This is a genomic window from Brevundimonas sp., assembly GCF_030656255.1.
GTDB lineage: Bacteria > Pseudomonadota > Alphaproteobacteria > Caulobacterales > Caulobacteraceae > Brevundimonas.
Window position 1 is genome coordinate 30,591 of the sequence record NZ_JAUSOE010000120.1, and the last position, 11,662, is coordinate 42,252.

Annotated in this window: 8 protein-coding genes and 1 pseudogene; 4 read left to right on the plus strand and 5 right to left on the minus strand. The window is 65.7% G+C overall.

What is annotated here, in order from left to right:
- Positions 1–6 precede the first annotated feature (6 nt).
- On the plus strand, positions 7–702 hold the full coding sequence (locus Q7J26_RS12570; protein ID WP_304936752.1) for a lasso peptide biosynthesis B2 protein: 696 nt from the start codon (positions 7–9) through the stop codon (positions 700–702).
- A 134-nt stretch (positions 703–836) separates the two neighbouring features.
- Positions 837–2,318 (plus strand): annotated as a pseudogene (locus Q7J26_RS12575) (asparagine synthase-related protein); the annotation flags it as partial.
- Positions 2,319–2,327: 9 nt separating this feature from the next.
- On the opposite strand, the gene Q7J26_RS12580 reads toward Q7J26_RS12575, so the two are convergent.
- The 4 genes from Q7J26_RS12580 to Q7J26_RS12595 all read right to left on the minus strand — a co-directional run bounded on the left by Q7J26_RS12580 (position 2,328) and on the right by Q7J26_RS12595 (position 9,334).
- A complete protein-coding gene (locus Q7J26_RS12580; RefSeq protein ID WP_304936753.1) occupies positions 2,328–4,820 on the minus strand; it encodes a prolyl oligopeptidase family serine peptidase in 2,493 nt (830 codons plus the stop codon).
- A complete protein-coding gene (locus tag Q7J26_RS12585; protein ID WP_304936754.1) occupies positions 4,820–7,774 on the minus strand; it encodes a TonB-dependent receptor in 2,955 nt (984 codons plus the stop codon). The genes Q7J26_RS12580 and Q7J26_RS12585 overlap by 1 nt, the downstream gene beginning before the upstream one ends.
- 71 nt (positions 7,775–7,845) lie before the next feature.
- The gene (locus Q7J26_RS12590) at positions 7,846–8,841 is read right to left on the minus strand and encodes a FecR domain-containing protein (RefSeq protein WP_304936755.1); all 996 of its coding nucleotides are present in this window, start codon (positions 8,839–8,841) and stop codon (positions 7,846–7,848) included.
- 10 nt (positions 8,842–8,851) lie between these two features.
- Positions 8,852–9,334, minus strand: coding sequence for an RNA polymerase sigma factor (locus Q7J26_RS12595; protein ID WP_304936759.1), 483 nt, complete (start codon positions 9,332–9,334; stop codon positions 8,852–8,854).
- 520 nt (positions 9,335–9,854) lie between these two features.
- Here Q7J26_RS12595 and Q7J26_RS12600 point away from each other — a divergent pair.
- Both Q7J26_RS12600 and Q7J26_RS12605 read left to right on the plus strand, forming a co-directional pair.
- On the plus strand, positions 9,855–10,094 hold the full coding sequence (locus Q7J26_RS12600) for a response regulator transcription factor (protein WP_304936756.1): 240 nt from the start codon (positions 9,855–9,857) through the stop codon (positions 10,092–10,094).
- Between the two features lie 80 nt (positions 10,095–10,174).
- A complete protein-coding gene (locus tag Q7J26_RS12605; protein WP_304936757.1) occupies positions 10,175–10,573 on the plus strand; it encodes a nuclear transport factor 2 family protein in 399 nt (132 codons plus the stop codon).
- A 230-nt stretch (positions 10,574–10,803) separates the two neighbouring features.
- Here the strand turns inward: Q7J26_RS12605 and Q7J26_RS12610 are convergent.
- Positions 10,804–11,662 (minus strand): thioredoxin family protein (locus Q7J26_RS12610; RefSeq protein ID WP_304936758.1); only part of this gene is annotated, 859 nt, incomplete at its 5' end.

Sequence of the window (11,662 nt, forward strand, 5' to 3'; positions counted from 1 at the left end):
ACCGCCATGTCCGATAAAGCCTTGGGCCGAGAACCAGCGATCCCGCACGCTCTTCCAACGTCGCAGGACCAGACCGAGCGGTTTTTGAAAGCTGGCGTATACGGCGTGGCGGTTGGGGAAGATCTCGCCCTAATGGACATCGGCGCCGACGCCTATCTGTGTCTCCCGGGCGGCGCATCGGGGCTCGGCGGCGATGGCAGCGCCTTGCGCCTGTTCGGTCCGAACGCCGTCGCCGTCGTGGAAGCGGGGTTGGGGGCCGACCAAGCCGGCCCCGCAATCAGAACGCCGCCGGGCTTGCCGAGCCGGACCCTCATCCACGACACAGCCCCGACCGTCTCGCTGGGCGATGTGCTGAGGGGGCTTGGGGCTGTCCGGGACGTTCGTCGGGCGCTTCGCGGAGACGGGCTGCGCCCCATCCTCGCGGTCGCCTCAGATCATGATCGCGTGATGGACCGGGGGGCGGTCGCCCACGCGGCCAAAACATTCTGGCGCCTCTCGCCATGGCTGCCCATGGAGGGCGAATGTCTCGTTCGCTCGGCGCTGCTGATGAGCTATCTGCGGCGTGCGGGGCTATCAGCGGACTGGGTCTTCGGCGTTCGTCTTTGGCCGTTCGCGGCGCACTGCTGGGTCCAGGTCGACGATCTCTGCCTCAACGACGATATCGAACGTTTGGCGGCCTACACGCCGATCTATTGCCGATGAACGTCGCGACGCCCGATCGCCGGGGTTATGTGGTCATCGACCAGGATGGCGCCGATCGGGATCGCCCGGAGTGGGTCGAAGCCGTTCGCCAGCTTCTTGCTGCAGGGTGGCGCAAGGCGCTCGACATCAATGGGATGATCATCTTCCTGGGGCCGGACTCGCCCTTGAAGGTGACCCAGGTTCATCGGCAACACTTCCTGATTGGGGACTGGCGGGGAGGCGATGAGTTTCTATCGACTTTGATTGCGCTGCACCGATCTGACGCCGCCCTGGCGCAAGCCGTCGTGTCTCAGGGCTGGGGTCGTTACGTCCTCGTTTGGCGCGGCGATGACGGCGATCTGCGCCTTCTGCGCGATCCCAGTGGCGCGCTTGACTGCATCTGCTGGCGTTATGGCGCGAGCTGCGTCATCACCAGCCAACCTCCGGAGGCTTTGAACGCCGTCTTTCCAGACGACCTCGCGATCGATTGGACGGTTCTGGGCGAAATCATCGGCGCGGTGAACCTAGCCTCGGATCACCTCGCCCTGACGGGGCTGCACGCGGTGACGCCGGGGAGCCTGGCCCGGTTGGCTCACAGTTTCACTCAGGAGGCGATCTGGACGCCCGCCCGATTCGCGGCGACCGTCCGTGACTGGGACGACAGGCCGGAGGCCTTGGTGGGCGTCGTCGATCGGACCGTTGCGGCACTGGTTGAGGGCCACAATCGCATCGTCACCGAAATATCAGGCGGCCTGGATTCGGCGATTGTCGCCGCCAGCCTGGTGGCGAACGGTCGGGCCTCGAAGTCCAGATTCGTGAACTACTTTGACGACCAACCGGAAGGCGATGAGCGCGCCTTCGCCCGCGCGGCGGCTTACATGCTCGGCGTTGATCTCGAGGAGGTTCACAAGCCGGTTGCAGCCTTGACCCGACGGCAGTTTGATCCGCTCGGTCAAAGCGTTCGCCCAGCGCTCCACGGCATCGACATGGTCTATGACGCCGAGATGGCCGGCCGAGCGCGCAAGGTCCGCGCCACGGGGCTGCTCACGGGGCAAGGCGGTGACGCCGTCTTCTTCCAATCACCCGACCCCCTGGTCGTGGCGGACCGGTTCAAGCGCGAGGGCCTGAGAGGTTTGAAGCCGGGTTATGTGGCCTCCGTGGCGCGGTGGACCCGGCACTCCGTCTGGACCATCGCCAGACATAGCCTGTTTCCCAAGTCGCACCCGCCCGCCTCGACGCGACGCCATCGGTGGGTCGAAGGGGCGGAGGCGCTGCCGCCCGCGAAGGCGCGCCAGGTTCTGCAACTCGTCAACTGTCAAACCTTCTGGAGCGACTGCCTGCGCGCCCGCTCGGCGACCCTGCTGCATCCTCTGTTGACGCAGCCGGTCATGGAGCATTGTCTCGCCATCCCCACGGACTGTCTGACACGCGGCGCACGAGATCGCGGCCTGGCCAGGATTGCGTTTGTAGACCGGTTGCCGCCGTCGATCGTTGAGCGGCGTGACAAGGGCGATCTTAGCCGCTTCTATGCTTCGGTCGTGCGCCAGAGCGTGGATGTTGTGACCGACCTGCTCGTCGATGGACGGTTGGCGGAAAAGGGTTTGATCAGCGCAGACGACTTCGACAAGGCCCTCTCCGATGCCCATCTAATCTGGGATCCCGCGACCAATCGCTTCCTGATCCTCGGTGCGATCGAGGTTTGGGCGCGAAGCTGGGAGGGGCGTCTCGATCGGGTGCGACGGGCCAAGGTAGCGGTTGAGCCAGTCGAGAATGCGTAGGTGCAGGTCTCTAATGTTCGCAGGACTGGCGAATTCGTGGCTCTGCCCGAAGTAGGTGACGAGCTCCACTTCGCGATTGAGACGGTAGAGGGCGCCGAAGATCGAATCGAAGCGCGATCCGTCGAAGTCGCTTTGGAGAAGCAGGGTGGGCGTGTGGATCCGCTCCACCGCATAAAGCGGGCTGCGCTCGACGTAGCGGTTCGGATTCGTCCCCAGGGGCACGCCAAGGCCGCCCTGTCCGCCCTCCAGCCATCCGCTCTGGATGGCGACGCCCGCTTCTCCGCTCAATTGTGAATACAGGCGCGGCTCATAGGCTTCGCTGAGGTCGCCATAGCCGTTTGAGGCGATGATCGCCTTGAAGCCATCCGTCTGCGTCGCGGCGCGAAGGACGCCGTAGCCGCCGAAACTGTGGCCGATCAAGGCCGCGCGCGCGGCGTCGCAGCGGTCTGCCGCGCAGGCCAGCTGGACGATCGAGACGAGTTCAGGCCCAAGGTGATCGAGGTCCGAGGTGGGGGAGGCCTGCTGGGGCAAGCTGGGCATGAGCACGGCGTAGCCAGCTGCTGAAAGGATGGCCGGATTGATGTGCAGCTTGAGGGCGCCAGGCAGGAGTCGTCCGGGCGGCGTTGGGAAGGTCTGGCCGGGATAGGCGATAACGACCACCGGCGGAGGACTGGATGTCGGGACGGCGGGTAACAGTAACCAGCTGCGCAGCGGCTGCCCCTCCGAACCCGTGTGTTCTATGGGCACGACAGCGCCCCAGCTCCGGCGATCGAGTTCGTCATTGATAGAGGCCAGTTCGACCGCTCCGGTGTCAGTTCTTAGGCGGACCTGCGTCGCACCGCCCGCCGAACGGCGGCGGGTGACGACAAAGGTGGCGTCGGGGCTGGCCGCGACGACGGTCTCGTCGTCGTCGAGGGCGCCGATGCAGTGCGCCAGACCGCTGGCTCGTCGCAAACAGTCCTGCGCGTCCAGCAGGACAGACTGGCCGAGCCGCTCGGGCGCTGGATTTTGCGTGGCCCGCGCGCCGAGATCGCTCGCCGTCCCGGCATCGACAAGCCGTCCCTGAAGATCGACAGCAGAGGACTCTGTGCTGAGCGCCGTCAAACCTGTCGGCCGGGTGACGAAGGTTGCGCCGTCGAAGCGGACCAGGGCTTCGCCGTCATCGACCTGGGCAACGATCCGGCGTCGTCCGCGACGGTCGTTTGTCAGCCAGGCTTTCGAGCCGTCGGCCAGACGAACCTGAACGACGGGGCGACCGTCGTCCCAACTGGCCCGGGCGATGGGGATCGTCTGGCTATCGCCGTCGATCCACGGTGTGGTCGTGTCCAGATCGATCGCCTGTGCGGAGCCGCTGCGATCAAGCAGCCAGAACCGCCCGGCCTCGAAACGGCCCCCGGGCCGTCTCGCGAACGCGATCAGCCGGTCCGAGCGCGGCGACCAGGTCATCAGGTGGGATGTAAAATCCTGATCGGGCAAGGGCTCTACAGTCGACCCCGTTTCAAGGTCGGCCAGGAGGATCCGCCGAACCCGTTTCGGCGTTCCGGTGAAGAGCACCGTGTCCAGGCCGTACTGGATGTCCGCGCCGTCAAGCAGGGCCGCTGCCGTCCGTCCGTCCGGCGACAGCGAAACGTCGATGATGGCGCCTTCGACGAGGAGGGTCTCCCGCCCCGTTGTGAGATCGACCCGAAGGAGTTGAAGCGGCGTACCTTTGTCGCGGGTGTTGCGCGCCGGCCCACTCGAGATGGAAATTGACGATGGCGAATGTCCGGCCTCGGCCCGCCGCCAGAGTTCGGTCTGCTTCACGACCGACTGGGCGTAGACCCCGATGATATAGGGCAACACGCCATTTCGCCGGGCGACGACTAGGAGCTCGCTTTCCGAGCGCCAGACGACGGTTTCACCAAAGCGCGCCGGCTCCGGTGACAGGTCGAGCCACCGCACGGCGCCGGTGGCCAGCGTCATAACCCCAAGGCTCCAGCCGGTCTCAGAGAGCCGATAGACCACCATCTGCGCGCCGCTTGGCGAGAATGGCCCCGACACGAAGCCCTCCGAATGGCCTGGGTCCTCAAGGCTTTGACGAAGGACGCCGTCTGTCGCGGAGAAGACCTGCAGCCGGCTCAGAAGCGTCTCGGTGTAGAAGTCGTATTTGTAGGTGCTCGCCGTGTTCCACGGCGCTTGCCGCTCCAGAACAATCCAGCGACTGTCCGCCGAGATGCGAACATTGCCGATGCCTTCTTGTCCGACGAGGTCCTCAAGCGTGAAAGGCTGAGCGTCGCCGGATTGCGCCGAGGTTTGACAAAGGGACGGGCTTGCGGCGACCAGAAGGGTCGCCGCGGCCGCAAGGCCGAGGAACGGCTTCATCACCAGGCCCGCGTCAACTGGATGGAGATGAATCGGCCAAGAACATTGGTGTTTGCGGCGTCGTAGGCGACGCCCTCGGGAGCGTCGTAGAAGGGCGGATCGGTGTTGAGTAGGTTCTGCACGTTCACCGTCAACGTCGTCCCTTCGAGCGGTCCGCGCGTCGGCGCGTAGCGAAGCTGGACGTCCGCTGTCGTCCATGAGCCGATGGGGCGACCCGTGACGTCAGGGTAGCCCCCGACGTAGTTGGCCGCCGCCGAGGCGCCCCAGCCGCGACGGCTCCAACTCGCAGACGCGCGCGCCCGCAGGTCCACCGGCAAGTTGGGACTATTGATGCCGGACTGAACGGGCGCGGTCGGGGTCGCCTGCGTATCGAACCGGTCCAGATAGGTCAGGTTGGCGTCGAGGTCGAACGCATGGTCACCGATGTCGAAGGCGTAGCCGAGATTGGCGTCGATCCCTTCGAGCAGCACGCTGGACGTGTTCACAAACCGGGCGTCGACGATGGCGCCATAGGCCTCAGCGGGGAACAGATCGGCAAGCGCTGTCGTCGGCAGGTCCAGCAACGCCTGCATGTCGGCGCGGTCCTGCGCGTTGTTGATCGGATCGATGATACGAACGAAGGCGGACAGGGCGGGATTGGTGAGGGCGGTGGTCAGGGCCGTGAAGGCGGGCTGACCGATCTGGTTGTCGAAATCGATCCTGAACAAATTTAGCCCCACACGCAGGCCCGGAACGGCCGCTGGCCGATAGTCTCCGCCAAGCGTCCAGCTCTTGGCCTGTTCCGGTTCAAGGTCGGGATTGCCGCCGTACAAGATTTCGGCAAGCACCTGCTGCGATCCGCGCGGGAGGAACGTCGGGCTCTGGTCCGCCGTCTCGTTCAACTCGCGCAGCGCCGGCGCGCGAAAAGACTCGCCGTAGTTGGCGCGCAGCACCAGGTCGGAGTAGGGCTGCCACAGAACCCCGACCTTGGGGCTGGTCGTTTGACCGGCGTCGGAATAGTTCTCGAACCGTCCGGCGATCGATAGCTCAAGCCTCTCGAATCCAGCGCGGCGGTTTGCGGCAGTGAAGAAGGGGATGCGGACTTCCGCGAAGGCGGACGCCACCTCCCGGTCGAAAGCGACGGGGACGCCGACCGACGGCGCTACGCCTGATGTGAAGCTTGTGTCCTGACGTTCGAAGGTCTCGCGGCGGAAGGCGACGCCCGCGGCCAATTTGGCGTCCCCGGCAGGGAGGGTGAACAGGGACCCGTCCGCCAGGGCGTTGATGGATGAAACCGTCGTCTCCCCGACCCCGCGCGCCCAACCGGAGCCAATGAAGGCCAAGGCTGCCGGCGAGCTGTTCGAGCCATCGGCGAAGGGATTGAAGTATCCATCGCGCGGGGCGCTGTAGTTGGTCGCCGGATTATCGGCCATCGCGCCGAGCGCCTCGCGCAGGAAGGTGGAGTTCAGCTGATTGCTGCTCGAGTTTTCACCGTGTTCGCGCGCGTAGGCGGCATAAGTGTCCAGCCGCCAGCTTCCTGCCAGATCGATCTTGGCCCCGATCGAACCGCCCAGGCTTTCGGCGCGGCCTTCGATCCTTGGATTGCCGAGATCGCGGCCGAAATTATAGGCGATGATGTGTGATGTCGCGCCTGTCGGAGACACAAAATAGGGGTTCGCTGCGGTCACGGTGAAGGTCGTTGGAAACCCTTGAGACACCGCCTCGAACTCGCGCAGGCCATAGCGAACATCGGCGTTGACCGAGACGCGGTCGCCGAGGTCCTGATTGAGGACCAGATAGGCGCTGTGTCGGGTTTGCTCGGGCAGGACGTTCAGGCCTTCGCGGTGATTGTAGAGATTGCCCTGACCGGCGATGAAGTCGCTCGGGCTCAGGCCTTCGCCATTCTGCCCACTGGGGATGGCGTAGGTAGGGACATAGCCGCCGGCTGCGGCGTCGAAGACAACGATGTTGCCGGGGTTGCTGAAGATGCGACGCCGGTCGGAGCCTCCGAACCGCCGCAAGTCCGCGTCGTTCGCCCGGTCCCGCTCGGATGCCGCCAGGCGGCTGCGGTCATTGTATTCATAGGTGCCCAGGATCGAGCCTGACGACCAGCGGCTCCCGACGGTGTGGGCAATCTGGAGCTCGTCGCTCGCCCCATCCGAGGTGACGCCGTACCGGACCCGCGTCTCGGCGCCGTCATAGTCCTCACGAAGGATGATGTTGACCACGCCGCCCACGGCATCCGCTCCGTAAAGCGCTGACGCACCATCGAGCAGCACGTCGATGCGGGCCACGGCGCTGGTCGGTATTGTGGAGACATCGGCGAAGTCGCCCTTGTTTCCTGTGCCCGCCATTCGTCGCCCGTTGACCAGAACGAGAGTCGCATCGCTGCCCAAGCCGCGCAGATTGACGCCCGAGGCGTAAAAGCTGTTCGTACCCGTCCGGTCGCCGCCGTTGCTCATGGCGGCATCGTTACCGGTGCCGCCAAAGTTCTGGGGCAGGGCCGCAAGCGCTTGGGCGACCGTTCCATGTCCTTGCCGGTCGATATCGTCCCGGGTCACGGTGATGACCGGCGACGGGCCGTCAGCGACGCCGCGGATCAAACTGCCAGTAACGATCACTTCCGCGATCTCGACCGCCTCGTCCGTCGCCTCTGCACGGGCGGTGGGATCGAAGACGACAAGCGTGTTGGAGCTCGTCCGACGGGCCCTTAGTCCGGTGCCTTGCAGCAAGGCGGTGAGGGCTTGGTCCGTCCCAAGCGCGCCATTGACGCCGGGGGACTGGCGGCCTGCGACAAGGTCAGTGGAATAGAGAATTTGCTCTCCGCTCTGGGCCGCGAACAGGGGCAGTGCGGTTTGCAGCGGGCCGGCGGGAACGCGGAACTGCACGGCAGGGGATTGCGCCTGGGCGATGACAGGCGTCGCCGCCGCCAGCATCAATACGCCAAGCGCAGTGGAACAAGGACCGATACGCATAACACTCCCCCGAAATGGATACCCGCACAGACGCGGGTTGGGGAAGAGACGAAGGAGCGCGGTAAAACCCCTCAGCGCCCCGCCGCATTTTTCGCAGGAGCGTCGCGAATGACGATCTGACCAGTGGGTGTCCGCTCGGCGACGACGGGATAAAGCTCGACGAGCGCGGAGACGAACCCCTCGACATCGCCCGTGTTGAAGGCGCCGCTGACGGCGATGCGGGAGATGGCGGGCGCGTCGAGAACCACCTTGGTGCGACTGTAGCGGTTCACCTCTGCGACGGCGGTTTCGACGGTGTCGCCAGCGAAGATCAGTCGCCCCGCCGTCCAACTCGTTTCCGAGGCGACGTCCACGGTTCGGACGGCGGGACGAGGCGAGGTCGTGACGATCTGTTGGCCCGGCGTGAGAGACCACCCCTGAGAGACCGCAGAACGATCGCTTACATCGACCTTGCCCTCGACGAGGGTCACCTGAGCGCCGTCTCCCGAGCGACGCACGTCGAACCGGGTGCCGACGGCGGTGATGTCGGTGTCCCCGGCGCTGACGATGAACGGGCGCGCACCACCGCCCCGAACCTCAAAGAAGGCTTGACCGCTCGCCAGTTCCACGGCGCGCCGCCCGCGGGTCAGCTTCACGCGGATCCTGGAGGCGGTGTCCAGCGTCACCCGCGATCCGTCAGCCAGAACCACCACCCGGCGCTCCCCCAAATCCGTCTCGTAAGACTGAGGTCGGCTGGACCATAGGGCGACGCCGACCGCGAGCGCAGCGATCGTGGCGATCGCCCCCAAGGGAACGACACTTTTGGCCAACCGACTTTGGGATTGACGCGACGCGTCGGCTCGGGCGCGCGCACCCTGCGTCAAGACGGCGATGTCGGCGTCGCCTTTGAGGCTGCCCGCCGTCTCCCACATCGTTTCGATGCGGGCGTAGGCCTCGGCGTTCTTTGAGTCGCGGCGCCATTGGCTGAAGGCTGTGACGTCCGAGGCCGTCACACGCTTCTGATTGAGGGTCGCGAACCATGACGCGGCTTCACGACGTCTCGCGTCCAGGTCTTTATCGGCAGTCATCGTTCGTGCCTTAGACGTCCAGTTGCGCCATGCAGTGCTCAACAGCTTTCGCCATGCGCCGTTCGACGGTAGCCAAGCTGATCCCGTGAGCCAGAGCAATCTCCGGATATGTCATACCGTCAAACCGGCTCAAGACGAAGACGTCCCTGTAGAGAGGCGGCATCGTCTGGAGGACCTGCTTGAGGTAGAGGCGGTCGACAGGCGCGTCGGCCACCGCGTCCAAGCTCGGACCCGTACCCTGCAAGGCGCGCTCGCGGCGCACAAGACGGCGCCGCTCGTCGCGGACGAGATTGAGCGCGACCCGGAGAAGCAGCGCTTTCGGATGGCGGATGTCTTCGAGAAGGTACGGCGTGAGGCGAAGATAGGTTTCCTGCACCACGTCGTCGGCTTCATCGACGCCGATGCGTCCACGAAGCCGCTTGCCCAGCCATCCCGAATAGCGGCGGTAGAGCCCGTTGAGGCTCGCCGCGGCGCCCGGATTCAACTCCTTCACATCGCTCAACGCGACCTCCAGCCGGCTGTCAGACGGCGGGAATCCGAGAGCGCGACCGCGTTTCGTCCGGGCGCACGCAAAGGTGCGCCGCAGGCGATGGCGGACGGACGCCGCGCGTCAAGGCGCGGCCGTTAAGGTTGAGCTTCGCACAGGGGATTCCCGGCCCCTATCGACGCGGACGCCGACAACCGACAATGAATCAATCCGAGTCGCGGTGCAAGGCGGAGGGGTCGGGCGAGGAATCCTCTGCGAAGAGGCCCGCTACTTCAGGATGAAACGCCGCCTCCGCCATGGGCAGACCCCGGCTCAAGTTCCGCCCCTATATGGCGGCGCCCGACGTCTAACGATTTAGGGCCCCGTAGCCGGAAGGGCAAGCGATGCGTGGAGTGCGACGGAGGCGCGGCGCTGCTGGAGCTCGCTCAGACGTTTCCGCAAGTTTGTTGCGGACTCTCCGCAAATCGACGGCGTTGTTCAGCTTCGCGGACCGCGCCAACGTGCGCCTCTAAAGGCGAGTGATCTCATGACACCACACCGTCAGACAGACGTCGGAACGCAGAGCCTCGCCTTGAGCCCGCGAGAACTCGAATGCCTCATCTGGGTTTGCCGCGGCAAAAGTTCGGGCGACATCGGCAGCATCCTCGGACTGTCCCCCCGCACGGTCGATAGCTATTTGGAAAAGGTCGCTGCGAAGCTCCGGGTCCGGACGAGAATCGAGGCTGTCGCGGTTGCGGTCCGGGCCGGCTTGATTGAGCCAGACTAATGGCGGCCCCACACGCGGCGCGCGATATTTGATCGAGAATCGGGTCATGATCGATCATCTGAACCGTGATCAATTCATCCATGCCCGGAGACGTCGTTCAAGCTTTCGCCAGGGAGATCGCGTTTCGCGACGTCCGACGGCTTGAGTCTCTTGTCGCAGACGATATCGACGCCCGGTTCGACGTCGCTGGCGTCCTCGTCGGCAAAGCCGCGCTGCTCGGGTTCTGGCGGCGGCTGTTTCAAGCCTATTCGCTCGTCGAGCTCCATATCCTCAAATGCGTCGTGGAGGAGGATCTGGTCATCGCCGACAGCGCCTACTTCCTGGCCGCCCGCCGGGGCGGTCTGGTGGACGTGCGCGCGATCAGCATCTTCGAGGTCGACCAGGGCGTCATCACCCACTGGCGGGATCATGCCGATCTGGCGGAGGTGCCCAAGGCGGAAACGGACCTCTGGCGCCGCTTGGGCGGAGCGCGATGGTAGCCGCATTCAGACCGTCGGCAGGGTGGAGGGGGCGGGCCGGGAACTTCTGTGTGAAGCTCGACGTCTTCACCCGCGATCGCTGCCGACGCATTGCGTCCCCTGGCTCCAGATCGAAGGCTATCCGGACGAGGCCCGCCGTCCGACATCCTACGCAAGTGACACGGAAAGCCAAGCCCGCCTTGGGCCGGGATTATGGGCGGATAGCGGGGGCGCTCATTCGAAGCCAAGGGTCAAGGCGACCCGTGAGCGTGTCGGGCGGCCAGGACCGATTCCGAGTATGACGTCTCGCCAGGCAGGCGCGCCTTTGGCCCGCGCAGCGCATTCAGCATCACCAGCAGGGAACTGGCGGTCATGGCGACTGCGGCGCCTAGCGGCGACAGCAGGCCCAGGGCCGCCAGGGGCAGGACGATGATGTTGTAGGCGAGGGCGCTCTGCAGGGCGGAGGCGACGTCTTGGGCCGACATTTCTCCGATCAGTCGGCTGCCCGGCGCCTCGGTGGCCGAGGGCGACAGGAAGATCATTGTCGGCGGCCCGACCACCCCGTGCCGCTCAAGAAGCGCGCGCGCCTCGGGCGTGCTGCGCGTGACGTCGACCTTGATGAGGTCGGTGTTCGAAAGGCCGGCGATGACGGCGGGGTCCTCGAACACCGTCCGCTCGATCACCTTGCAGCTGACGCACCAGTCAGCGGTGAAATAGACCAGGGCGGGACGTTCGCGCGCGCCGGCATCGGCGACGGCCCGGTCCAGCGCCGCCTGATCCAGCACGACCGCCGCGGTTTCGACCGGCGCGGCGGCTGCGACTCCGGCGGGACGCGCCAGGGGCTCAAGCGGACGCCAAGGGTCGTCCGCCCCGAGGCTGAGGCCGACCAGCAGCAACAGGCCCCAGGTCGCGGCCGCCAGGCCGGCGACACGGGCGACGCCGTTTCTCAGGTTCGGGCTGAGCGGCTGGAACAGGCCGAGAGCCGCCGCCAGACCGAGCGCCAGCGCCGCGCCGAGAGCGAGCGTCGCCGTCGGCGGCAGGATGCGGCTGGCCAGCCACCAGGCCATGCCCAGGAAGATGAAGCCGAACAGCATCTTCACCCGGTCCATC